General features: G+C 65.8%; 20 protein-coding genes and 1 pseudogene. 12 read left to right on the top strand and 9 right to left on the bottom strand.

The genetic code is table 11. The annotated features are described in order from the left end of the window. The first annotated feature begins 67 nt into the window (after window positions 1-67). The 8 genes from trmB to ACV959_RS10445 all read left to right on the top strand — a co-directional run bounded on the left by trmB (window position 68) and on the right by ACV959_RS10445 (window position 7,254). On the top strand, window positions 68-742 hold the full coding sequence (trmB, locus tag ACV959_RS10410) for a tRNA (guanosine(46)-N7)-methyltransferase TrmB (RefSeq protein WP_475736537.1): 675 nt from the start codon (window positions 68-70) through the stop codon (window positions 740-742). 21 nt (window positions 743-763) lie between these two features. Beyond that, a complete protein-coding gene (gene trxA / locus ACV959_RS10415; RefSeq protein ID WP_475736538.1) occupies window positions 764-1,657 on the top strand; it encodes a thioredoxin in 894 nt (297 codons plus the stop codon). 24 nt (window positions 1,658-1,681) lie between these two features. After that, window positions 1,682-2,350, top strand: a complete 669-nt coding sequence (locus ACV959_RS10420; RefSeq protein WP_475736539.1) for an LON peptidase substrate-binding domain-containing protein — start codon at window positions 1,682-1,684, stop codon at window positions 2,348-2,350. 30 nt (window positions 2,351-2,380) lie between these two features. After that, on the top strand, window positions 2,381-2,608 hold the full coding sequence (locus ACV959_RS10425) for a Trm112 family protein (protein WP_475736540.1): 228 nt from the start codon (window positions 2,381-2,383) through the stop codon (window positions 2,606-2,608). A gap of 14 nt (window positions 2,609-2,622) precedes the next feature. Further along, window positions 2,623-3,483, top strand: a complete 861-nt coding sequence (locus ACV959_RS10430; protein WP_475736541.1) for an acyl-CoA thioesterase — start codon at window positions 2,623-2,625, stop codon at window positions 3,481-3,483. A 320-nt stretch (window positions 3,484-3,803) separates the two neighbouring features. Continuing rightward, entirely contained in the window at window positions 3,804-4,142 is a 339-nt protein-coding gene (locus ACV959_RS10435; RefSeq protein ID WP_475736542.1) for a P-II family nitrogen regulator, read from the top strand. A gap of 34 nt (window positions 4,143-4,176) precedes the next feature. Continuing rightward, a complete protein-coding gene (locus ACV959_RS10440; RefSeq protein WP_475736543.1) occupies window positions 4,177-5,649 on the top strand; it encodes an ammonium transporter in 1,473 nt (490 codons plus the stop codon). A 114-nt stretch (window positions 5,650-5,763) separates the two neighbouring features. Continuing rightward, window positions 5,764-7,254: a bifunctional metallophosphatase/5'-nucleotidase gene (locus ACV959_RS10445; RefSeq protein WP_475736544.1), complete on the top strand. Its 1,491-nt coding sequence runs from the start codon at window positions 5,764-5,766 to the stop codon at window positions 7,252-7,254. Here the strand turns inward: ACV959_RS10445 and ACV959_RS10450 are convergent, their stop codons facing one another. The 5 genes from ACV959_RS10450 to ACV959_RS10470 all read right to left on the bottom strand — a co-directional run bounded on the left by ACV959_RS10450 (window position 7,255) and on the right by ACV959_RS10470 (window position 13,822). After that, on the bottom strand, window positions 7,255-7,932 hold the full coding sequence (locus tag ACV959_RS10450; protein WP_475736545.1) for an HD domain-containing protein: 678 nt from the start codon (window positions 7,930-7,932) through the stop codon (window positions 7,255-7,257). It abuts the gene before it with no gap. A 67-nt stretch (window positions 7,933-7,999) separates the two neighbouring features. Beyond that, complete coding sequence (locus ACV959_RS10455) at window positions 8,000-10,216, bottom strand: CHASE2 domain-containing protein (RefSeq protein ID WP_475736546.1); 2,217 nt, start codon at window positions 10,214-10,216, stop codon at window positions 8,000-8,002. A 67-nt stretch (window positions 10,217-10,283) separates the two neighbouring features. After that, window positions 10,284-11,111 (bottom strand): FecR family protein, encoded by an 828-nt coding sequence (locus ACV959_RS10460; RefSeq protein ID WP_475736547.1) that lies wholly within the window; start codon window positions 11,109-11,111, stop codon window positions 10,284-10,286. Window positions 11,112-11,124: 13 nt separating this feature from the next. Further along, complete coding sequence (locus ACV959_RS10465) at window positions 11,125-12,471, bottom strand: tetratricopeptide repeat protein (protein WP_475736548.1); 1,347 nt, start codon at window positions 12,469-12,471, stop codon at window positions 11,125-11,127. A 661-nt stretch (window positions 12,472-13,132) separates the two neighbouring features. Next, entirely contained in the window at window positions 13,133-13,822 is a 690-nt protein-coding gene (locus tag ACV959_RS10470; protein WP_475736549.1) for a Crp/Fnr family transcriptional regulator, read from the bottom strand. Between the two features lie 170 nt (window positions 13,823-13,992). Between ACV959_RS10470 and ACV959_RS10475 the strand changes: the two genes are divergently transcribed. Next, entirely contained in the window at window positions 13,993-14,943 is a 951-nt protein-coding gene (locus tag ACV959_RS10475; protein ID WP_475736550.1) for an endonuclease/exonuclease/phosphatase family protein, read from the top strand. A 24-nt stretch (window positions 14,944-14,967) separates the two neighbouring features. Here the strand turns inward: ACV959_RS10475 and ACV959_RS10480 are convergent, their stop codons facing one another. After that, entirely contained in the window at window positions 14,968-16,017 is a 1,050-nt protein-coding gene (locus ACV959_RS10480; protein ID WP_475736551.1) for a M14 family metallopeptidase, read from the bottom strand. Next, window positions 16,014-17,414: a hypothetical protein gene (locus ACV959_RS10485; protein WP_475736552.1), complete on the bottom strand. Its 1,401-nt coding sequence runs from the start codon at window positions 17,412-17,414 to the stop codon at window positions 16,014-16,016. Before ACV959_RS10485 ends, ACV959_RS10480 begins: the two co-directional genes overlap by 4 nt. 131 nt (window positions 17,415-17,545) lie before the next feature. Between ACV959_RS10485 and ACV959_RS10490 the strand changes: the two genes are divergently transcribed. Next, window positions 17,546-18,403 (top strand): D-amino-acid transaminase, encoded by an 858-nt coding sequence (locus tag ACV959_RS10490; RefSeq protein ID WP_475736553.1) that lies wholly within the window; start codon window positions 17,546-17,548, stop codon window positions 18,401-18,403. Here ACV959_RS10490 and ACV959_RS10495 read toward each other — a convergent pair whose 3' ends face one another. Continuing rightward, window positions 18,404-19,069 (bottom strand): DUF6629 family protein, encoded by a 666-nt coding sequence (locus tag ACV959_RS10495; protein ID WP_475736554.1) that lies wholly within the window; start codon window positions 19,067-19,069, stop codon window positions 18,404-18,406. A 365-nt stretch (window positions 19,070-19,434) separates the two neighbouring features. Continuing rightward, entirely contained in the window at window positions 19,435-21,468 is a 2,034-nt protein-coding gene (locus ACV959_RS10500; protein WP_475736555.1) for an NAD(+) synthase, read from the bottom strand. A gap of 332 nt (window positions 21,469-21,800) precedes the next feature. Here ACV959_RS10500 and fdhF point away from each other — a divergent pair. After that, window positions 21,801-24,660, top strand: a pseudogene (gene fdhF / locus ACV959_RS10505) (formate dehydrogenase subunit alpha). Next, on the top strand, window positions 24,657-24,950 hold the full coding sequence (locus ACV959_RS10510; RefSeq protein WP_475736556.1) for a formate dehydrogenase subunit delta: 294 nt from the start codon (window positions 24,657-24,659) through the stop codon (window positions 24,948-24,950). The pseudogene fdhF and the gene ACV959_RS10510 overlap by 4 nt, the downstream one beginning before the upstream one ends. The last annotated feature ends 69 nt before the right edge of the window (window positions 24,951-25,019 follow it).

Raw genomic sequence — 25,019 nt, forward strand, 5'->3', positions numbered from 1 at the left:
CCGATTTCGCAAGCATCGCATTCAATGGCCGGGCATGTCCCGGCCATTGGCGTTACGCGACGGGAATATGACCGAAGCGGCTAAACCCACACGGCGCCTTTACGGCCGCTCGAAGGGCAAGGCGCTGCGCCCGCATCAGTCCGCTCTGATGGCGGAGCTTCTGCCCAAGCTCGCGATCGACCTCTCAGCGCCGCTTCTACGGCTCGACCGCGAGACGAGGCTCGAGATCGGCTTCGGCGGCGGCGAGCACCTGATCGAAGCCGCCGCGCGCGCGCCGCAGGCGGACTTCATCGGCTGCGAGCCTTTTGTCAACGGGATGGCGAAACTGCTGTCGCGCATCGAGGAGCGCGGGCTGACCAATGTGCGCCTCTATCGGGGCGACGCGGCGGAGGTTCTCGACCGGCTGCCGGACGCGAGCCTGTCGCGGGTCTACATTTTCTATCCCGACCCTTGGCCGAAGCGCCGCCATCGCAAGCGCCGCTTCGTCTCGGAAGAAAACCTGGCCCGCCTCGCCCGCGTCATGCGGCAGGGCGCGGAACTGCGCTTCGCGACGGACATCGACGATTACGCCGCCTGGACCCTCGCGCGGCTGCGCGCCTGCGACGATTTCCGCTGGCGGGCCGAGACGGCGGAGGATTGGCGCGCCCCTTGGGAAGGCTGGACGCAGACCAAATATGAGGCCAAAGCGATGGCGGCGGGCCGTCGTCCGGTCTATCTGACGTTCGTCAGGCGGGCCGGCTAGGAATCGAGAGGGGAGCGGCGAATGGTCGATACGACGAATACGGCGATCGGGGCGACGGCGCCGATCGAGACGACGGTGGCGCGGTTTCGCGGAGACGTCATCGAACCCTCCATGCGCAAACCGGTGCTCGTGGATTTCTGGGCGCCGTGGTGCGGGCCCTGCAAGCAATTGGCGCCGGTGATCGAAAGGCTCGTCGCCGCGACGGGCGGAAAGATCGCGCTCGTCAAAATGAACATTGATCAGGAACCCGAGATCGCCGATCAACTCGGCATCAAGTCCATTCCGGCGGTCGTCGCCTTCCAGCGCGGGCGGCCGGTGGACGGATTCGTTGGCGCGCTGCCCGAAAGCCAGATCAAGGGGTTCCTCGAGCGTCTCGTCGGCCCGATCGAAGACGCGGGCGATCCGCTGGAGGTCGCGCAGGCGCTGCTGGCGGAGGGCGACGTCTCGGGCGCGCATGAACTGCTGTCCGAACTCGCGGCGCAGGAATCGCCAAACCCCAAGGCGATCGCGCTCCTCGCGCGGCTTTACGTCGAGGCGGGGCAGATCGAGCCGGCCCGCGCGCTGATCGAGCGGCTGCCTGAATCCGCGCACAAGGACGTGGACGTGGCGGCGTCGATGGCGGCCATCGTCAACGCGGAGGCGGCGCAGGATCTGGGCGAGATCGAGGATCTCAAGACGCGCATCAATTTCGATCCGAACGACCTTCAGGCCTATTTCGATCTTGCGCTGGCGCTCAACGCCAAGAACAGGCGCGAGGAAGCGGCGAACGCCCTCCTTGAAATCATCCGGCGGGACCGTAGTTGGAACGATGACGGGGCCAGAAAGCAGCTTGTCAAGTTCTTCGAAGCGTGGGGGCCGATGGACGCGGCGGCCGTCGCCGCGCGCCGGCGCCTCTCCACGCTGATCTTCTCCTGAAGGGAGGCGTTTCCGCCGTTCGCCATGAGCCTCAATCGCCCTTATTCGGACATCAGCGAGTTGCCGGGGAGCCTGCCGCTCTTTCCGCTGACGGGCGCGGTGCTCCTGCCGCGCGGCGAACTGCCGCTCAACATCTTCGAGCCGCGTTATCTGGCGATGATCGACGACGCGCTGGCGGGAAGCCGGCTGATCGGCATGATCCAGCCGCTGCCGGGCGGGCCGTCGGCGGCCTTGGCCTCGGATCTCTTCCAGATCGGCTGCGCCGGGCGCCTCACCCGTTTCGCGGAGACGGGAGACGGCCGCTACCTCATCACGCTCACGGGCGTCGCGCGCTTCCGCATTCGCGAAGAGCTCGACGTTATGACGCCCTATCGTCAATTTCGCGTGAATTACGACGGCTTCGACGCGGACTTGTCGCCCGGCGCGGGCGAGAACGCCGTGGATCGCGACAGCATGGTCACGATGTTGCGCAACTTCGCGGAATATTCGAAACTCGAAGTCGACTGGGCGAGCATCGACGCCGCGCCGACGGAGACGCTGGTCAACGCGCTGGCGATGATGTCGCCCTTCGGCGCCAATGAAAAACAGGCGCTGGTCGAAGCGATCGACCTAAAAACGCGGGCGGAGACGCTCGTAGCTCTCGCCAAGCTCGACATGGCCGAGCGGTCGGGCGATAGACAGCAATGGCATTGAGTCATCCACATCGAGGACAGGATCGGGAAGATGAACGAGAATATCGAGGCGGGCGGCGATCAGACGGAAACCAGCGCTGCCGAGGGGACGAAGATCGACCCGCGCCTTCTCGAAATCTTGGTCTGCCCGCTGACCAAGACGACTCTGGAATATGATCGCGCCCGGCAGGAGCTGATCTCCCGCTCCGCCCGTCTCGCCTACCCCATTCGCGACGGCATTCCGATCATGCTGCCGGAGGAAGCGCGGCAGATCGACTGACCGCGCGCTCCGCCATGGAGACGCCCGCCGGCGACCTGCTCGCGCTTCTCGACCTCGAAACCATCGGGGAAGATCGCTTTCTCGGCCACAGTCCGACGTCGGCGGGGCGGCATCTTTATGGCGGACAGGTGGTCGCGCAAGCGCTCGTCGCCGCGACGCGCACCGTTCCCACGGATCGTCCGGTCCATTCGCTGCACGCCTATTTCGTGCTCGCGGGCAATCCCCAAATTCCCATCGACTTCGCCGTGGAGCGCATTCGCGACGGGCGCAGTTTCACGACCCGCCGCTGCGTCGCGACCCAAGAGGGAAGGACCATTTTCTCTCTGGAGGCGTCTTTTCAGGCGCGCGAGGACGGTTTCGAGCATTCGGTCGACATGCCCGCGACCCCGGCTCCCGAAAGTCTAGAGCCGATCGGCGATCTCGTCGACAGGTTCCGCGGGTTTCTGCCCGCGCCCTCCGAGCACTGGATGAAACGCGCCAGCGGGCTCGACATGCGCATCGTCGCGCCGGAGACCCTGCTCGCGCCCAACCGCGCCGGGCAATTGATCTGGTTTCGGGTCGAGGGCCCCCTGCCCGACGATCAGGCGATCCATACGGCCCTACTCGCCTATCTTTCGGACATGACGCTGCTGAACACGGCGCTCACAGTCCATGGCCGCAATATTTTCGATCCTCGCATTCAGGTGGCGAGCCTCGATCATGCGCTCTGGATCCACCGCGCCTTTCAAGTCGACGACTGGCTGCTTTATGTCCAGGACAGCCCGGCCGCCTCGCACGCTCGCGGACTCACCTTCGGCAAGATTTTTTCACGCGACGGACGCCTGCTCGCCTCGGTCGCTCAGGAAGGCCTGATCCGCCTGCGCACTAATATTTAGGCGCCTGTTTATTTTGTAGGCGCCACAGCGCATCTTGCGATGACGCCTAATTCGCAAGCAATTTGCCGCGACTCGTCAGCAAATCCGCGCATTCCCGCTGAAATTCGCACGCTGCGGCGCAGCGCGGCCATCGCGCTCATGCGCGCCCAGTTTGTGGTGGTCCCATAGGATTTCCAACACCTTCGCCGCGGTGGCACGGCATTTGAAGGCAATGGCGCGCGAGCACGCCAGTGCTCGCTCCAGCGACCGCGGCGCTGCGGCGTCCGGCTTTCGAGGAAGCGGCGCCCGTCCAAGGGGTCGGTAACAAACAGGATTGGCAGATGAAAATCGTGACAGCGATCATCAAGCCGTTCAAGCTCGACGAGGTGCGCGACGCGCTGACCAACATCGGCGTGCACGGCCTCACGGTGACGGAAGTCAAGGGCTACGGACGGCAGAAGGGGCATACGGAAATTTACCGCGGCGCGGAATACGCCATCAGCTTTTTGCCGAAACTCAAGATCGAAGTCGCGGTCGCAGCGGATCTGGTCGACAAGGTCATCGACGCGATCACCGCCACCGCCCGCACGGGCCAGATCGGCGATGGCAAGATTTTCGTCAGCCCGCTCGAGCGCGCCATCCGCATCCGCACCGGCGAATCCGACGCCGACGCGCTCTGATCGTCCTCTCCCCGAACATATGGAGCCTTGCTGCATGAAACTTCCTTCGCCTCGGAGCGCGTTCGCGGCTTCGACTCTCGCGGGAGCGGCGCTCGTCGCGCTGGCCGGGCCGGCGCTCGCCGGCAACGATCCCGTACCCAACCCGGGCGACATCGCCTGGATGCTGACGTCGACGCTGCTCGTGCTGATGATGTCGATCCCTGGCCTCGCGCTGTTTTACGGCGGCCTCGTGCGCACGAAGAACATGCTGTCGCTCCTCACGCAGGTGTTCGCCATCGTCTGCCTCGTGGGAGTGATCTGGACCATCTACGGCTATTCCCTCGCCTTCGGCGACGGCGGCTCCCTCAGCCCCTATGTCGGCGGCCTGAACAAACTGTTCCTGAAGGGCGTCGATTCCTCGTCCGTTTCGCCGACTTTCACGCCCGGCAAGGTCATTCCCGAATACGTCTATCTGGTCTTCCAGATGACCTTCGCGATGATCACCCCGGCGCTGATCGTGGGCGCTTTCGCCGAACGCATGAAGTTTTCGGCGGTCATGCTCTTCACGACGCTCTGGGTGACCTTCATCTACTTCCCGATCGCCCATTGGGTCTGGGGCGCGCCTGATCCGAACGCGCTCGTCGATGCGGCGACGAAGCTCGCGGCCGCGGACAGCGAAGAGGCGAAAACCGCCGCACAGGCGACGATCGACTCGCTCGGCGCGAGCGCGGGGTGGCTCTTCGCCAAGGGCGCGCTGGACTTCGCGGGCGGCACGGTCGTCCACATCAACGCCGGCATAGCGGGCCTCGTCGGCGCGATCATGGTGGGCAAGCGCATCGGCTACGGCAAGGAAGTGCTCGCGCCCCACTCGCTGACGATGTCGATGATCGGCGCCTCGCTGCTGTGGGTCGGCTGGTTCGGCTTCAACGCGGGCTCGAACCTCGAAGCCAATGGCGGCACCGCCCTGGCCTTCGTCAACACCATGGTCGCGACCGCCGCGGCCGGCCTGTCGTGGATGCTGGTGGAATGGCTGCTCAAAGGCAAGCCCTCGCTTCTGGGCCTCATCACCGGCGCGGTGGCGGGTCTTGTCGCCGTGACCCCGGCGGCCGGCTTCTCCGGCCCTGTAGGCGCGCTGATCCTCGGCTTCGTCGTGTCGCCGATCTGCCTCTTCTTCGTGGATGTGATCAAGAAGAAGATCGGCTATGACGACGCGCTGGACGTCTTCGGCGTGCACTGCATCGGCGGCATCACCGGCGCGCTGGCCACGGGCCTGCTCGTCAACCCGGCCTTCGGCGGCGCCGGCATCGTCGATTACACCAATCTCGACGGCTTCGCCGGCACATACGACATGATGACCCAGATGAAGGCGCAGGGTATTGCGGTCGTCGCCACGCTGCTCTTCTCCGGGATCGGTTCGGCGATCCTCTACAAGGTCGTCGACGTCATCGTGGGCCTGCGCCCGGCGCCCGATCAGGAGCGCGAGGGCCTCGACATCGCGGATCACGGCGAACGCGCCTACAACTACTGAGCTGTATCCCCCGAGCAAGACGAAACGGCGCCCACGGGCGCCGTTTCATTTGGCGGGCGGACGAACCTCAGCCTCTGTATTGCTCTCGTCACGCTTACGCGCCAACATGCCGGCGTGACTCTCACCCGCGCCATCGTCATCCTCATCCTCCTCGCGCTCCCCGCTTCCGCCGCGGAGCGGGTCGTCGACGTCACCCTCGACGTCTTCAGCGACATCTACGAAATGTCGGAGAAGGACGGGCGCGGGGGCTTCGCCCGCGTCGCAGGCGCGTTGAACGCCGAACGCGCCAGAGCGAAAAACGTCATCGTGGCGCATGCGGGCGACACGATTTCGCCCTCGCTGATGTCGAGCCTCGACAAGGGCGCCCATATCATCGACCTCCTCAACCGCGTGAGGATCGACGTCTTCACGCCCGGCAATCACGAATTCGACTTCGGCGAGGACGTCTTCCGCAAGCGCATGTCGGAATTGCAGGCGACGCGCCTGGCCGCCAACCTGCGCGACGCCGCCGGAAAGCCCTTGCCCGGCTTCGCCGACAACAGGATCTTCGACATCGACGGCGTGAAGATCGGCGTCTTCGGCCTCACCGACGATGAGGCGGCGAAGCGCTCCAATTCTGGTTCGCTGCGATTCTCGCCGACGATCGAGACCGCGCGCTTGCAGGCGCAACGGCTGCGCGAATCGGGCGCCGATCTCGTGGTCGCGGTCACACATTCGGAATGGCAGGACGATCTCCGCCTCGCCAGGACCGGGCTCATCGACGTCGTGCTCTCTGGTCACGACCACAATCTCTTCGTCGCCTATGACGGCCGCGCGGCCATCGGCGAAACGCAGGCCGACGGGGCGCAGATTGTCGCGGTCGATCTCGAGATTACGATCGACGACAGCGGTAGGCGAAAAACGACCTGGACGCCCAAGTTCCGCGTGATCGACACCGCGGACGCGACGCCCGATCCCGCGGTCGCCGCGCGGGTCGCGGAATATCAGGCGAGTCTGGACAAGGATCTCGATACGGTCGTCGGCGTCACGAAAACGCAGCTCGACAGCCGCAAGGCGATGGTGCGCGGACAGGAGACCGCCATCGGTAATTTCTTCGCCGACGCGATGCGGGCGGCGAGCGGGGCCGACGTCGCCGTCCTCAACGGCGGCTCGATCCGCGGCGAGGCGATCATTGCGCCGGGATCGCCGCTAACGCGCAAGACGGTCCTCGCAGCGCTCCCCTTCGCCAACAAGCTCGTCACGCTGGAAATGAGCGGCGCCGATCTGCGCGCAGCTTTCGAAAGCGCGCTGTGGAGCCTGGGCAAGGATGCGGGGCGTTTCGCGCAGATTTCCGGCGCCCGCATCGTTGCGCGGCGCGACGCGGTCCCGGGGTCGCGGCTCGTGTCCGTCGAGATTGGCGGCAAGCCGCTCGACGACGCGCGGCGCTACAAGGTCGCGACCAATGATTTTCTCGCGCGCGGAAAGGACGGCTACGAAGCCTTCTCGCGCGCCAGGCCGATCGTCGGCGAGACGGATGCGCCGTTGTTGACGACAGTGGTGATCGACGCGATTCAGAAGGATGGCGTCATCGCGCCGGCGATCGACGGGCGCATAACGCTGCGCTGATTACGCCGGCCGCGCGAGACGCGCCCGCAGCTCCGTTTCAGCCCGCGTCAGATTTTCGCGCGCGGGCGTCAGCCACAAGGCGCGCGTTTCAGGCAGGCGATAGAGCCCGTCCCCTGCGCCAAGAAAGCTCTCCAGCATTTGAACGCGGCCGAGATAGAAGGCGCGTTCCGGCGCCCAGCCGAATTCGAAATGAATATCGTCGAGATTTTTCTCGAAAACCGGCCAGGGCGCGGCGAGCGACGACAGGTCGAGGTCGAGAAAGAAATCCAGATCGCGCGCGAAGCCCGCGTAATGCTCCTGCATCGCCTTCGACTTCATGTGGTTCGCGGTCGCCATGATCATGTCGTAGACCGCCCGCTCGTCGGGCTCGCCGAACTTCCCGTGGAACTCGAAAAGAACCGCGCTGGCGCGGACGTTTTCCGGATCGGTCCGCGGCCGTCCGTCGGGGTCGCGCGTGAGATAGACGGAATCGTGCCAGAAGATGGCGGCGGCGACGAGATCGGGACGCACGGCCAGATGCGAAAGCCGGTCGAGCTTCGTCAGCAGATCGATGATATGGCCCCAGGCGTGATAGGCGCGCTGCGGCTCGCGATAGGCCGAGTCGAGAGTCGCGAAAGCGTCGGCGTCATGGCGCGCGGCGAGCAAGCCCCAATATTTCTCGACGATAGCTTGTGTCATGCGCTGGCGGCGGTCCTTAGGTGAGGCCAATGAGGAGTCCGGAGGGTCGCAGACGGCGGTCGGGGGGTCACTTGCTCTGGAGATTCCATATCGAAGACCAGCCCTCTTGCAAGCCCTCGCGGGCGAGCCCCGAATATCGTTTCTCCAGCGCCACATAGAGAGAAGCCCAGGCGCCGGGGACCGACTGCGCGAGAGCCGAGGCGCGTGCGGCGGCGGCGGCGAATCGACCCATTTCATATTCCTCCCGCATCTCGTCATGCGCTGTGCGCCAGCGCACATACGTGTCGGATTGCGTAAATTCAGCGTCTCCAGCGAGCGCGAAAACATGCGTGGCCTCGCTGCGTCCTACGACGACGATGCGTCCGAGATCGAGCCACGCCATGTCGGGAACGACGTCACGAATGGCGCTCGAGACGATGATGTCCGTCGCGAAAGCCTTGCTGGCCCCTTCGAGACGCGAGGCGAGATTGACGTTGTCGCCGAGGATCGAATAATCGAAACGGCGGATCGAGCCCATATTGCCGACGCTGCACGGCCCGAAATGCAGGCCGAGACCCATCGCCGCCTCGACGTGGCTCCGGCACTCGGCTCTGGCGGCGCGGGCGCGCGTTTCGTTGAGGCGCGCGAGCGCGGCGCGCATCGCCAGAGCGGCGCGAACCGCCTTGCGCGGGTGATCGGCGATATCGAGCGGCGCGTTCCAGAAGGCGAGAATGGCGTCGCCCATATACTTGTCGACCGTGCCCTCGCATTCGAGAATGGCGTCGGTCATGGGCGTCAGATAATCGTTCATGAACTGCGTGAGCTCACGCGCGCTCATCCCCTCGGAAATGCCTGAGAAATTGCGCAGATCCGAGAAGAGCACGGTGAGTTCCCGCGTCTCGCCGCCCAGCACGAGACGCTCCGGGTGCTCGGCGAGCCGGTCGACGACGGCCGGCGCGACGAATTTGCCGAAGGCGCGCCGCACCTGACGGCGCGCCAGCGTTTCCGCGCGCCATAGCGTCACTGCGCCCACGACATAGGATCCCACGACGACGAGGCTCGGATAGGCGGGATCGAGAAGCAGCCCCTGCTTCTCGAAAAAATAAAATGACGCGCCGAACAGTCCGGCGATCGCGAGCGGCGGGAACGCGGCGGAAACGAACGGCGGCGCCACAAACAGCAGCGGCATGGTGAGCACGAACGCCGCGAAGGCGACGAAGAATTCGAGCCCCGGCGCCCAGTCCGGCCGCGACAGCAGAGCCCCGGTCGTCAGCGACTCGACGATCTGGGCGTGGACGTCGACGCCCGGCACGACCGCCTCGAGCGGCGTGGCGCGCACGTCGCCGAGGCCCACCGCGAGGGCGCCGACGAAGATGATGCGTCCCTCGATCTCACTGCGCGGCACGCGCCGTTCCAGCACTGCCCTCGCGGAAATGTCGCGCGCCGGATTGCTGAAGCTGTATCGCGGGCGCACATCGGCGGCGGGGCCGGTCGCGATCTGAAAGGCGCCGACCTTGATCGCGTTAACCCCCGTCTTGGCGCCGTAAGCGGTTTCTCCGCTGGCGTTGGACGAGCGGACGACGAAGCTCTGCTCGCCCTGCGCGACGCGCAGCGCCTCCAGAGCGAGCGAGGGCGCCAGCGATTGTCCCACGCGCGTGAGGAGCGGCACGCGACGCACGACGAGATCACGATCCGGCAACCAGTTGGTCGCCCCGAGCCCCTGCGCATTTTCGACAAGGCTTGGGAGGGGGAGCACGGCGGCAGGGAAAGACACCAGAAAAGGCGCCGGATCGTCGCCAGCCGAGACAAAACCCGCCTTGGCGGGAAAATTCCTCGCGCCTTCGAGCGCCAGCGTGGCGCCGAGCGCCACGGGCGCCCTGCGCAGCGCGGCGGCGAGAACGGCGTCGCTGTCCGGCGCTTTGGCCGCGAGTCGGGAAATCTCCGCGCGCAGACGCAAATCCGGCACCGCGTCGACCAGCGCGCGGGCGCTCGCCCTGTCCGCCTCCGAAAAAATGAAGTCGAAAGCGATCGCCGCCGCGCCGAGATCGCGCAGCCGTTCCACGAGTTCGGCGACGCGCGTCCTCGGCCATGGCCACTGGCCATAGGCTTTCAGGCTCTCCTCGTCGACGCCGACGACGCGGGCCGGCGTCTCGGGGTCGTAGACGCGCGGGGAAATGCGCTGGAAATTGTCGAAGACATGATTGCGCAGGTCTTCCAGCGGGCGCGGCTGAAGAAGGCCCCATGGGAGAACCAGCGCAGCGGCGACGATTGTCGCGATAATGAAGACTCGCCGTCGGCTCAGCATCCCCGATCCGCTTCGCGACGCGCGCCGGGCGCCGCCGCCCGACCCGTCTCTATCGCCGTCACTCGCCCTAATCGAGCGGCCCGTCGCGATACTCCTGCTGCGGCGGGGTCGCGACCGGGGCGGGCTGGTTCACGATATTGGCGGAACTCTGCACGAGCGCATTGCCCGACCACATGGGAGCCAGCGCTTCGAGCCCGGGCGGCGCCTCGACGCTCGCCGCGCGGTCGTTCCCGAGCGCGAGATTCGCTTCCTCGTTTTCGGGCTGGCGTTTGGCGCCGCCCCTCTGGCCGCCCCGGCTCGCCATCTGAGCCATCATGGCGGCGATGGTCTCGGCGGGCACGCGGAAGGGCTCCGAGATCCCGGCGCGCCGGGCGCAGACGCCGAACCCGGCGCGATTGAGGATTTGCGAGTCCCCCGCCCCGCCGGCAATCTCGATCACGCCATATTGGTGCACGACGAGCGTTTCGCATTCGCCGCCGACGCGCACCATGGCCGAGCCGCCGCGCACGCCGATGGAGGCCGTGGGAGTCTTGAGATTGGCGCCCGATCCATGGCTGACGCCGCCGCCGACGAAGCGCATCACGCCCTTGGCGATCGAAACGCCCTGACTGCCGCTTTCGCCGTTGTAAACGAAGTCGTCGATCACGATCGAGCTGTTGCGCCCGACCGTCATCGTCGACGTGTCGTTGAAGACGATCTGGGCGCTGCCGTCCGCGGAAGTCTCGATGCGCTCACGCTTTTCGACGCCGAGACCGACCGTGAGCGCCCGTTTCGCCGCGCCGGGCGGCGTGCCGTGCGCGGCGACATTGACGGCGCCGACATTGCCGACTTTCTCGGCCAGGGCGGGAAAGGCCGCGAGCGACAGGACGGCGGCGGGAAGGAAAATCCGGATCATGCGCGCCCCTCCCTCAGAATTTCGCGGTCGGGCCGAAAGACACGGAAACGTTCTGCGTCTTGAAGTTCGGCAGGTTCGAGTCGTTGCGCGCGAATTCGAGATGGCCGGCGAAGCCGAAGGTTTCGGTCACGGGAGAGTCCAGCATGATCCCATATGTCCAGACGGCGTCCCGGCGCGCGACGAAGGGGTTGACCAGAAGATTGGCGGCGTCGAAAGCAAGCTGCGTGAAGCGCGCATAAGGCGCGATCGTCCAGCGCCGCGCGATCATCGGATGCGGCGGATCGACCTCCACCCGCAGCATCGCCTGCACGTCGACCTGATCGGAGCTCTGCGCCGCGTAGCCGGCGTTGGCGCGCGAATAGCCGACGCGGCCGTCGAAGCGCACATCGTCGAAGATCCGGTAGGAGCCGCTCAGATAGCCCGTGATCACGTCGCCCGTCGCGAGGGTCGAGAGCGTCGCGTAGGGGTTGAAGCCCAGAAAACCGCGGGCGGGATCGACCCAAAGCCCGCGCCATTCGGCGCCGGGTTCGAGCCAGATGTCCGGACCGAATTCGGCGCGGAAGCTCGCGCCGGCGCCGCCGGTGTTGAGATAGTTGTTCGAGCCGAGCATCGTCACGGCGCCCGTCAGATAAGGGCGAACGGAGAAGCTGTGAAAGATGTCCTGCGGCACAAAGAAGCGGGGGCCGATCGCGCCCGAGAAGAGCGCGACGCTGTATTGCGGCAGTTGGAATTGCTGCGTGGCGTATGCGGTGACGCGCGTCTCGAGACGATCGCCGCGCTGGTTCCCAAACTCGTAGTCATGCGCCGCCTGCACGAGCTGGAAGGTATTCACGTCGTCCCGCTTGCCGCCGGCCGGCGCGACGCCGACGCCGCCAGCCTGGATCAGGCTGTTGACGGGGAAGAAATTGGCGTTTGACTGCGCGCGAACACCAAAATGCATCCGCACCGAGAGACGGCTTGTTTGCGTGCGTTTCTCAATGTCAGGCAGTTGCGCGTCGATCTGCGCCATCTGCACAGGATCGAGATCGCCGGCGGCGCGGGCGGCGCGCAAATGTTGGGCGGCGAGTTCCCACGCGCCCAGCCGGGCGTAAAGGAAACCCAGCTCCTTTTCGGCGCGGGAAAGCTTCGGGTTGAACATCAAAAGCCGTTCGAGCGCGCCGACGCCGGCTTCATAATCCCGCAACTCGGTCGTCACCCGGACAAAGCGATAGGTGGCGTCGAAATCCTCGGGATGGCTCTGGATATGCGCCGCAAGCTGGTCGCGTTCGGCTTCCGTATCCAACGCCGGCGCCGGAGTCGCCAGCGCGACAGTCGCGCACAGCGCCCCGACAATCTTCCATGAAAGATCAGAAAGCGACATTAAAACGCGCCCCTCGTTGAAATTTCCGGCCCGCCCACCGCGCCGAAGCTGACTCAAAGCCCGCGCCGCCGCAAGCAGCCGGAAAACGCCGCCCTTTTGCAGTCTTTGGCCGTAAGGCTCTGAATCTCAATCGACTGGCTAAATTGATTCGCCGGCTTGCAATTCGGGCGACTGTTTTAAAATCGACAAACAATTCCTGACTGTGGCGTTCAAACAACAGGGTCGGCCGCGCCATTCGCGGGCCTTGAAGGGAAGGGAATCACCTTTGCGCCGCTTGCCGTCGGAACCCGCGTCTTCGAGAGCCCGGCGCGCCAGACGCTCCTCTCGCGCGACGCGCCCCTCCGCCGCCGCGTTCCCGGCGCGCGGCGCCCGCGCTCACGGCCCGGCGAATGTCGGCGACGAGCTTCACGCGCGCCGCCGCCCGGGAGCGGCGGGAGCGGTATCGCTTCAACAGCCGTTCATGCTTTTCCGAGGGGGTCACTCCGACCACGATCTCGTGCGGCCGCAGCCCCGCGACCTCCGAGCAGCGGTCGATCGGCGTCATCAGGCGGAACATCTGCCTTGCCTCCATCGTTCCGCTCGCCGGGTCTTTTGCCCCATTTGCGAGCAGGGCGATGGTAGGAGCCGTTTACCAAGAGGTTTGTGCGCGCCCGCACAGGCGTCATTCGGCCTCGTTCATCGCGTCGCGCACGCGCTTCTCCAGCACGCCCGGACGCATCAGCACGAGGCCGCCGCGCACTTTCTCGGCCAGGCCCTCGTCGACCATGGCGCCGAGTTCGCGGCTGACCTGCTCGCGGCGGCAGCCGATCCGGGCCGCGAGGTCGTGCTGGAACGGCGGCGGCGACACGATCGCCTGCCCGTCATGGCCCTTGCGCGGCGCCGACATGCGCAGAAGCTCGGCGTAGAGCCGGTGGCGCAGATCGAGCACGGAACGCTCGAAGAGGCGCATGTTGAGCTCGCGGACGCGAGAGGTGAGCAGGCGCAGCAGACGCTCGCAAATGTCCGGCGAGTGGAGCACGATCTCGCGAAAAACTGAGGGCGGAACGAGCAGAAGCTCGGCGTTGGTGAGCGCGGTGACGTTCGCGGATCGCTTGGCGCCGTCGATCGCCGCCATTTCGCCGAAGAATTTGCCCGCCCCGAAATCGCCGAGGATCATCTCCTTGCCCGCCGCCGTGCGAATGAGCACGCGCACGTCGCCGCTCACGATGAAATAGACGTCCGTCGAGGGGTCGTCGAAATCGAGAACGAGTTCGTGCTCGTTGAACCTCTTGCGGATGCACTGACGCGCGAAGGTCTCCGCGCGCGCGGGATCAAGCCCGGCGAAGAAGGGTATGCCCTCGAAAACGGACACTGACGAGCGCTCCAGGATCGGTAAAGAAAATCGCGAAGATAGTGACCCCAAAAACCTCCAGCGTCGAGTCGCGGGCATTCGAATCGAGCCCCGCGGCGTAAGAAATTTGCCGCGCCTTTGGCTTTGCCGGACAGTCTGGCGCGACATGGCGAACCGCGCGAAGATTGAGGATGGACTTCCGGCTCGCCACCTTCAATTTGGAAAATCTTAACTGGGCCGCGACGCGGCAGGCGGAATTCGACCGCCGCCGCGCCGCGCTCCTGCCCTTGCTCGACGCGCTCGACGCAGACGTGCTCTGCCTTCAGGAGGTCGGGGCGCAGAAGCCGCGCAAGCACGGCGCGCGCGACTATCTCGCGCTCGACCGCCTGCTCGCGGGCACGGCCTACGCCGGCTTCCAGCGGGCCGCGACGGTTCGGCCCGGCGCCAACGCGCCCTCCGACGTGCACAATCTCGTCATCCTCAGCCGCTGGCCGATCCGCGCGCGACGGCAGCTCCATCACGACATCGTCGATCGCTGGAGCTGGCCGCCGCCTCGCGAGGGAGACGCGCGGCCGGAGCCGATCGTCATCGAATGGGACCGGCCAGCGCTCTATGCGGCCATCGAGCCCCCGTCCGGCCCCCTGCTCCATGTCGTCGACCTCCACCTGCGGGCGCCGCGGCCCGCGCCCGTCGCGACGGCGCGCGGCGAAGGCTCCAGCAAGGCGCAGATCGAAGGGCAATTCGTCGCCGCGCAGAAACGCGAGGGTCAGGCGCTGGAGACGCGGCTCTTCGTCGAAACCCTGTTCGACGCGGAACCGGAGGCGCGCATCGCCATCTGCGGCGACTTCAACGCGGATGAACACGACGCGCCGACCCGTCTCCTGCGCGGCGGCGACAATGAATTGCAGCAGGGCGCGCGCGCGCTCACGCCGCTCGAAGCGCGCGTCGCGCCGGCGCAGCGCTATACGGTGCTGCACGCCGGCGCGCCGAAACTGATCGACCACCTGCTCGCCTCGAACGCGCTCGCGGCGGCTTGGCGCGAGACGCGCATTCTGAACGAGGGATTGCAGGACGAGGTCTTCGCGCAGGACCCCATTCTCGGATCGCTGCACGCGCCGATCGTGGCGACTTTCACGTTTTGACGGCGCTGGCTTGCCCCCGAAACGTTACGCTGCAGGCAATCGCCGCCCGTCCATTCCGATGCGGTGCATGAGATAGCACAGGCAGTCTTGCTTCACCGCCTGCGGATCGACCGTGAGCATGGCCGGGATCGCCGCGCGGGTCAAAATGATTTCCCCGCCCGAATAGTCGAAATATTCGCCGGGCGCGCTGTCGTCCCCGTCGCCCGGCAGAATGTCGAGCTTCATGCCCGCGCGCGCGACGCCGAAAGACGCGCCGGGCGCGAGTTCGCTGAAATTCATGTGGTCGATGTCGGCGCGGAACATGAAATCGGCCGGCGCGCCGTCGAAAGAGAAGGTCGCCTCCGCCGGGGGCTTCACGATGGCGTAGGTGCGCAGCAGATCGACGTCGTGCGGCGGGGGCGCATGGTCCGGCAAATGGGAGATGGACAGCGCCGCCTCGACCAGTTCGATCGCGTGCTGCGTCGCCGAACCCGCGCCCGCCTTGCCGCATTCGACGGTGATCGCGGGACAAAGATCCGCGAAAGCCGCCGCATGCGTGCCCACCGGCCGCTGAAAATGCACCACGATGCGCGAGAACAGCTGCGCCAGCGCGATGAATTTCGGCTCGAGTTTCGTCACGCAACTATAGTGCGGATTGAAGCCCGTGTTGTTGTGGATGTCGACGCTCGCGAAAAGGCCGCGCCGTGCGGCGTAGTCGTAAACCCAGCGCGCCAGCTCCGCCTGCTTCTCCCCTGGATAGAGCGTGCCGGGCCAGACGCGGTTGTAGTCGCGTTCGCCGGGCAGCGTACGGACATTGGCGGCCGCCGCGCGAATATTGCCGACGAAGAACATCAGCGCGCGGGGCAAGCCCCGCGCCGCGTGACGGCGCAGCACCGCCTGCATGGCGTCGAGCCCGCTGTATTCGTTGCCATGCAGCAGCGTCGAGACGAAAAGCGGATTCGGGTCGCGGCCCGGCAGCTCGAACAGCGTCGGGCCGGGCAGCAGGTCGACAAGCCTGTCGGCGGGGCAGTCGAGAAACCCCTCCGGGAGCCTGTCCATCACGGCGCAGGGCGCGTCGATCGTCTCCATCGTCATGCTTCCCATTCGTGCACGGGCGCGCCGCTGCGTTGCGCCTCACAATAGGCGGCCATCAGCGCATAGAGATCGCCGCCGCAAGCGGCGAGCGCCTTGCGCTGCCACGCCGCGCCGGTCTGCCGCGTGCGCACGCGCGCCTCCAGAACGTCGAGATAGCCGCGCGGATCGGCGGCGCCGAAATCGGCGAGCCCTTCGCGCGCCGCGGGAATGATCCGCTCCAGCAACAGCCGGTCCGCGGCCATCTCGCCGACGCTCGGCCAATCGAGCACGGCATCGAGGCCAAATCGCGCCGCTGCGTAGAAATTCCGCAGGGCGTCCTCGAAGGAAAGGCCGATCGTTCCGTCCTCGCTCCCCAGCGCGAGCGTGCGCGCCAGACCGATGTAGAGGGCGGCGTTGGCCATCATGTCGACGAAACTCGGCCCGGCGGGCAGGATGCGGTGCTCGATGCGCAGATGCGGCGCGCCGTCGTCGTCGAAACCGATCAGCGGCCGGTTCCAGCGCCAGATCACGCCATTGTGCAGGCGCAGGTGGCGCATCGCCTCCGGAGCGTCGTCGAAGCCGATGGGGAGCAGCGCGTCATAGTCGCGCAAATTCTCCTCGAACACGTCGAGAAGCGACCGCGCATAGCCGGAGCCCATGGAGACGCGGGCCGGCCCCGGCACGTCGACGGCCTGCTCGAACAGCGGAATGCGCGTCTCCTCCCAGAGAGATTTGCCGAAGAGGAACGGCGCGTTGCCGCAGGCGGCGAGGATCGGCCCGGAGGCGGCGATGGAGGCGTTGTAATAGCGGTGCGCGAGATCGGCAGGCGCCTTGAGATGCACCTGGAAGGAGGTCGTCGCCGCCTCCAGCATCACGTCGCGATGCTCGGACACGAGATGGTCGCGGCCGAGAATGTCGACCCGCAGGGGCCGCCCGCCGCGCAGACGGAGAACCTCGCTGTTCAGCGCATAATACCGGTTGAGCGGCGACATATTGGCGAGGGTGAGGTCGTCGTCGCGGATCGTCGGCAAAGTGCCGATGAGGACCAGATTGGCGTCGAGCCGGTGGGCGACTGCGTTGCAGGCCGCCCAAACCTCCGCGAGCGCGTCATGCGCGCGGCCGACAACGTCGCCCTGAAGCGGCAGCGGATCGCAATTGAGCTCGAGATTGAAGCGCGACAATTCCGGCACGACGAGCGGATTGTCGAGCGCTTCGAGAAGCTGTTGATTGATCGAGGCGGGGAAATAATTGTGATCGAGAATCCAGGTTTCGATTTCGAACCCGATCATATGGCCCGCACGGGAGAATTTCTCGCCCGAGAAGAGCGCCCGGGCGACGTCCGTTTCCCGCGCCAGACGCTCGGCGAAACGCGCCTTGTCCGCGCCCGTGAAGCCCGTCGCCCCGATTTCCTCGCCCATGTCGCTCCCGGCCGCCCCGCCCCGTCCGTCCGGTTTTATTACGGGGCGGGATCGCGCGAAAGCGGCGAAGGGTCGCGCCCGAGCGCGTTTCTCGCTAAAGAGCCCCCGACATCCCGCCCGGAGCGCTTCCCTTGCCCGACATCGCCTATGTCAACGGCGTCTTCACCCCGATCGACGACGCCAGAATCTCCATCCTCGACCGTGGCTTCCTGTTCGCGGACGGCGTCTACGAAGTCGCCGCCGTCATCGACGGGCGGCTCGTCGACAACGACGCCCACATCGCCCGACTCGCACGCTCGCTGAAGGAGCTGCGCCTCGAGAGCCCCCTCCCGATGGCCGGGATCGTCGACATCGAAAAGGCGCTCGTCGCCCGCAACGAGGTGCGCGAGGGCATGGTCTATCTCCAGATCACGCGCGGCGCGGCGGAGCGGGATTTCTCTTTTCCGAAGAGCGTAAAGCCGACGTTGATCGGTTTTACGCAAAAGAAAGGCATTCTGGCGTCGCCCTACGCAGAAAAGGGCGTCAAGGTCAGGACCCTGCCCGACATGCGCTGGGCGCGCCGCGACATCAAGAGCGTCGCCCTGCTCGCGCAGGTGCTCGCCAAGCAGGCGGCGACGGAGGCCGGCTGCCAGGAAGCCTGGATGGTCGACGCCGACGGCTTCGTGACGGAGGGCTCTTCCTCAACCGCCTTCATTCTCAACAAGGCGGGCGCGATCGTGACCCGCCCCAATTCCAGCGCGATCCTGCCCGGCTGCACACGCCAAGCCATACTCGCGCTCGCCGCGCGGGAGAAACTGGCTATCGAGGAGCGCCCCTTCACCGTGGACGAAGCAAAGGCGGCCGCCGAGGCGTTCCTCACGAGCGCGTCAAATCTGGTTCTGCCGGTGGTCGCGATCGACGGCCGTCCTGTCGGCGAGGGCGTGCCCGGACCTTGCGCCAGGCGGCTGCGCGCGCTTTATCTCGAATTCGCGCGCGCAACCGCGATTTGATCAACCTTGCGCCTGCACGCTGTCCATATCGGCGCTCCGCTCGCTCTCAATCGCGAGCGCGAGCATCACGCTGAAGACGGCCGCCGCCAGGCACCAGAGCGAGTACCAGGCCGGCCGGTTCTCGACGAGCGCGAAGACGAATGTGCCGAACACCGCCCATCCGAAAAGCGCGACGCCGCGCCGCTGGCTGAATATGAGCGGCACGACCGTGAGCAGCACATAGAGGAAATGCACGACCAGCGGCGGCCGGTCGAATTGCGGCTCATAGGCCAGGGAATGCCTGACGATCGTCAGGTCGATCCCGTCCGCGACCGCCAGCTTGAAGATGAGATAGAGGGCGAGGACGATCCCCACGCCGCCCATCGTCCGCCACAGACGCTGTCGTTCGGCATCCGTCTCAGCATAGGCGGCTGCAAAGGGCGTGAGCACGGGCCAGACCACGAAAGCGATGAACGTATAGAGATATCTGAACGGCTGGCCGGCCTGCCGATCGCCGACCGTCCACCACACGCCGGCTTCCGAGAACTGGTGCAATGCGAATACGAGCGGAAAGGCCGCGAAGACCAGCATCCGGCGGTCGACCTTTCGAGCCTTCGACAACATGCCCAGCCCCGCCGTCCCGAGGCCGATCCCAGCAATGACGCTTGCTTCGAGTGAGTAGCACATGGATCGAACGCCCTCCCTAAGATGACGATTTATTTTCAACCCAACGGACGATTTTTACCGTCGCGCGACCCGCGGGCAAGACCCCGGCGCCGCGCGGTCGATTGGCCGGGTTCGGGACGGTAAGGCGGGGAAAAGTCGCGTCAGAAAAATTCTGTTGAACAACAACTTTCGATGCCCGCGCCAGCGACTCTTCGCCGTCACGGCGCGTGATTGGCGTTGAGCGCGCCGCCTTCGAAATGTTTCCAGGTTGACGATGCGCCGGCGCCGCTGGCGAGAGAAGGCCGGATTTGACGAACGTCCGATCGTGGAAGGGGTCGGCGAAACCCGCCGCCGGGAGAACGCCCTGGTTTGCCGGCCCTCCCGAATCAGGGGATGTCGGCGAGCGCCGAAAGCCACGCCTCCGGCGAGGAGTCGCTCGGCGCGCGCCAGTCGCCACGCGGCGAGAGCGAACCGCCGGAGCTGACCTTCGGGCCGTTGGGGAGCGCCGAACGCTTGAACTGGCTCGTTGCGAAAAAGCGGCGCAGGAACACCGTCAGCCAGTGTTTGATCTCGGGAAGATCATAGGCGACCCGGTCGCTTTCCGCGATGACAGAGGGCCATCTGCCGTGGCTCGCATCGCGCCACGCGCGCCATGAGAGGAAGGCGACCTTTGCGGGCGCGAACCCATAGCGGGTCGTGTAAAACAGGTTGAAATCCTGCAACGCATAAGGACCGACGAAGGCCTCGGTGCGCTGCGCCGTGTCGCCGGGAACGAGCTCCGGCGAGATTTCCGTTGCGAGAATATCCGTCAGCACCGCAACCGTTTGAGCCCCGAAGCGGGCGTCGCGCGCGCACCAGCGGATGAGATGCTGAATGAGCGTCTTCGGCACGGAGGCGTTGACGTTGTAATGCGCCATCTGATCGCCGACGCCATAGGTGCACCAGCCGAGCGCGAGCTCCGACAGGTCGCCGGTGCCGACAACGATCGCGTCGTGAAGATTGGCGAGGCGGAAGAGCAGAGACGTGCGCGCCCCCGCCTGGACGTTCTCATAGGTCGCGTCATAGACCGCTTCGCCCCGCGCGGCGGGATGTCCGATGTCTGCGAGCATCTGCCGGCAGGCGGCGGAGACGTCGATTTCCTGCGCCGAGACGCCGAGCGCGCGCATCAGCCGCCAGGCGTTGGCCTTCGTGCGGTCCGTCGTCGCAAAGGCGGGGAGCGTATAGGCGAGGATGTTGGCGCGCGGCAGGCCGAGCCTGTCCAGCGCCGTAACGGCGACGAGCAGCGCTTGCGTGGAGTCGAGTCCGCCGGAAACGCCGATGACGACTTTTTCCATCCGCGCGGCGCGCAGTCTCTGCCCCAGCCCGTGCGCCTGAATGTTGAAGGCCTCGAAGCAGAGCTCCGCCAGCCGCGCCTCGTCGTTCGGCACGAAGGGAAACCGCGGGACGTCGCGCATGAGGCCCAGATCCGCGTCGCGGGGCGCGGCGAGTTCAAAGGTCGCGCGGCGATAGCGCGCTCCGGCCGCCTCGACGTCGGCGCAATCGCCGAAAGTTCCCTGCCGCCCGCGCTCCGCTCTCAGGCGCCCGAGGTCGACGTCCGCCAGGACGAGTTGCGGCTCGTCGGAGAAGCGCGGCGCCTTGGCGAGCAGATCGCCGCATTCGTGAATCATCGCTTCGCCGTCCCAGGCGAGATCGGTCGTCGATTCCCCCTGCCCCGCGGCCGAATAGAGATAAGCGGCGAGGCACCGCGCCGAGTGGGTGGCGCACAGCGTCCGCCGGTAATCCGATTTGCCCACGATCGCGTTGGAGGCGGACAGATTGAGGAGCACCGTCGCCCCCGCGAGCGCCGCCCGCGACGATGGCGGAATCGGCGCCCAGACGTCCTCGCAAACCTCCATGTGGATCACGAGCCCGTCGAAGTCGCTTGCCGCAAGCAGAATGTCGGACCCGAACGGCGCGGTCTGGCCCGCAAGGGAGATCTCCTCGCCTGCGATATGGGCGCCGGAAGCGAAGTGGCGGCGCTCGTAGAACTCTCGGTAGTTGGGCAGATAGGTTTTCGGCGTCACGGCCAGGACGCGCCCGCGCAGGATCGCGACGCCGCAGTTGTAGAGCCGTCCGCGATGACGCAGCGGCGCGCCGACGACGACCAGCGGATGCAGCGCGCGCGAGGCCTCGATCAAGTCGCTCAGCGCCATCTCGACCGCGCCGAGGAGCGCGTCCTGCTGCAGGAGATCGTCGATCGCATAAGCGGAAATTCCCAATTCTGGAAACAGGACGAGCGACGCCCCGCGCTCATGCGCCTGGCTCGCCATGTCGATCGTGCGGGCGACGTTGAAGGCCGGATCGGCCACGCGCACGCGCGGACAGGCGACGGCGGCGCGGATGAAACCATGGGTGTGGAGCGAAAAGAACGGGTGGGTCATGTCAGCCCGAAAACGTCCGGCGTGGCGGGGAGATCGAAAACGGCCTCGATCGGCGGAAGGGGATAATGCCGAGACCCGAAGACGATGTCATTCCTGCCCACGGCCGGGGATTGCGGCGCAGGAGCCCAGGCGGCGACGGGCACAATCCATTTGTTTAATCTATGGGTGAAATTGAGTTTTTCTATGCACTCCAGTGACTTCCGCGCGCTACATTCCTTTTTTGAAATGTTCTAAAGCGAGGCTGGACGCCCCGAAAATCGGCACTAGGCTTACCGGTTGGGCAAAATCCGGTCGGGCGAATGAAGTTAACCGAGGGGGAAAGGACTTTCGACATGTGGTCCGAAATACGCGGCCTCAAGGACGATATCGACTACGGCACGCCGCCGCGCGACGGCGCGCCCGTCAGGCTGGAGATCGACCGCGTCACCGTTACGGTTCCTGCGGGCAGCTCCGTCATGCTGGCGGCGGCGGCCGCCGGCCGGCCGATCCCGAAGCTCTGCGCGACCGATATGCTCGAAGCCTTCGGCAGCTGCCGGGTTTGTCTCGTCGAGATCGAGGGACGCGGCGGCTTCCCGGCAAGCTGCACAACCCTCGTCGCCGACGGCATGAAGGTCCGCACGCAATCCGAGAACCTTCAACGCCTGCGCAAGGGCGTGCTGGAGCTCTACCTCTCTGACTTCCCGGAAAGCGAGATCGCGGACGGCTGGAGCGAGTTCCACGAGACGCTGAAAGCCGAGGGCGTGACGTCGCACCCCTATGGCGAAGGCGCGAACCATTTCGATGCGCCCGTCGATCAGTCGAACCCTTATTTCCTGTTCGATCCCGCAAAATGCATCGTGTGCTCGCGCTGCGTGCGCGCCTGCGCCGAGGTGCAGGGCACATTCGCACTGACAATTATGGGTCGGAGCTTCGAGTCGAAAGTCGCCGCCGGACAGGATGAGCCGTTCTTCGAGTCCGAATGCGTGAGTTGCGGCGCCTGCGTGCAGGCCTGCCCGAGTCATGCGCTGGTCGAAAAGAGCCTCTTCGAGGGAGAGTATAAACATGCCGAACCCGCTGAAGCCTGAAAAATCGGTCGTCACGACCTGCGCCTATTGCGGCGTCGGCTGCGGCTTCAAGGCCGAGACGCGCGGCGGCAAGATCGTGCGCATGACGCCGTGGAAGGAAGGCAAAGCCAATCACGGCCATAGCTGCATCAAGGGCCGCTTCGCCTACGACTATTACAATTCGCCGGATCGCGTGAAGACGCCGCTGATCCGCGCCTCGATCGACGATCCGTGGACGCCGGTGAGCTGGGACGAGGCGTTCGCCTACGCGGCCAAAGAGTTCAAGCGCATTCAGGCGAATTATGGCGTGAAGTCGGTCGGCGCCGTGTCGAGTTCGCGTTGCACCAATGAGGAGATTTTCCTCACGCAGAAATTTGCGCGCGCGGTGCTCGGCAACAACAATATCGACAATTGCGCCCGCATCTGCCACTCCCCGACTCAGTTCGGCCTGACGAACACCGTGGGCGCGGGCGCGGCGAGCCAGCACTTCGACTCGATCCTTCAGGCCGACGTCATCATGGTCGTCGGCGCCAATCCCACCGAAGGCCATCCGGTGTTCGGCTCGCTGATGAAGCGGCGCATCCGTCAGGGCGCGAAGCTCATCGTCATCGATCCGCGCAAGACGGAGACGGTGGAATCCCCGCATGTCAAAGCCGACGTGCATCTCGCCATCCGTCCCGGCACGAATGTCGCGATCCTCGACAGCATCGCTCATGTGATCGTGCGCGAAAGGCTCTACAACGAGGAATTCGTGCGCGCCCGCTGCGAAGTGACCGAGTTCGAAAACTGGAAGGCGCTCGTCGGCTCCGACAAATATGCGCCCGAAGTCATTGGCCCGCTCGCCGGCGTCGATCCCGAGGATATCCGCAAGGCGGCGCGTCTCTACGCGGGCGGCCCGAACAGCGCAATCTACTACGGTCTTGGCGTTACGGAGCATTCGCAGGGCTCGACGGGCGTGATGTGCCTTGGCAATCTCGGCCTCGCCTGCGGCATGCTGGGGCGCGAAGGAGTCGGCGTGAATCCGCTGCGCGGCCAGGGCAATGTGCAGGGCGGAAGCTGTCTCGGGAGCTGGCCGCATGTCTTCAGCGGCTACCGCTTCGTAACGGATTACGCCACCCGCTCGAGTTTCGAGGCCGAATGGGGCGTGACGCTCGACCCTGAGCCTGGCCTGCGCCTGCCCAACATGCTCGACGCCGCCGTCGCCGGCTCTTTCAAGGGCATGTATATCATGGGCGAAGATCCGGTGCAGAGCGACCCCAACCAGCACCACGTCATCGCCGCGATGAAGAACATGGAGTGCGTCATCCTCCATGACCTCTTCCTCAACGAGACGTCGAAATACGCCCATATCTTCCTGCCCGGCTCCTCGTCGCTGGAGAAGGACGGCACCTTCACCAACGCCGAACGCCGCGTCTCGCGCGTGCGCAAGGTGATCGAGCCTCTCGCCGGCCTTCAGGACTGGGAGATCACGGTAAAGCTCATGAACGCCATGGGCTACGATGTTTTCTATTCCAATCCCGGCGAAGTGCTGGACGAGATCGCGCGGCTCTCGCCCAACTATCGCGGCATAAGTTTTGCGCTCATCGACCGCATCGGCTCGGCGCAATGGCCCTGCAACGAGGAGGCGCCCGAGGGCACGGAGGTGCTGCACCGCGAGAAGTTCCCGCGCGCCAATGGGCTCGGCACCTTCATGCTCACCGAATATGTGCCCACCGCCGAGCGCACCAACGACAAATATCCGCTGCTGCTGACGACGGGCCGCATTCTTACGCAATACAATGTCGGCACGCAGACGCGGCGCACGCCGAACTCGCTTTGGCACCCCGAGGACGTGCTCGAGATCAACGAGCACGACGCGATTTCGCGCGGCGTGACGGATGGCGACTGGGTGAAAGTGTCAAGCCGCTTCGGCCAAATCGAGTTGCGCGCGCGGATTTCCGAGCGCGTGAACCCCGGCGTGGTCTACACGACCTTCCATCACGCGAAATCCAAGGCCAACGCCGTGACGTCCGACCTCTCCGACTGGGCGACGAACTGTCCCGAATATAAGGTGACGGCGGTCGATGTCGTGCGCACGAACGGCCCCGCCTCGGATAACGCTCGCGATGCGGAAGCCCCGCGCGTGGAGGAGCTGGAGGCCGCTGAATGAACATGACACAGCAACAGTCTGGCGCCGGCGTCCCGGTCATGGCGCTGGATCGCATCGTCATGATGGCCAACCAGATCGGCGATTTTTTCGCGCCCTATCCCCCCGAGCGGCGCGCGGAAGGCATTCGCAATCATCTCCGGACCTATTGGGATCCGCGGATGCGCGAGGAGCTTCTCGCGTTAATCGACGCCGGCGGCGCAGGGCTGGCGCCGCATGTGATCGACGGCGCGAAACTGCTTCGCGACGAGACCCACGCCAAACCTGGCTATTACGGGCCGCCGAAGGCCTGAAGCGGCGCGCAAGAGAAGCGCAATCCCCGTTGCGCTCATGTCGCCGCGGAAAGGGCGGGGAGCCCCTCC

The sequence above is a fragment of the Methylocystis sp. Se48 genome (assembly GCF_056269425.1).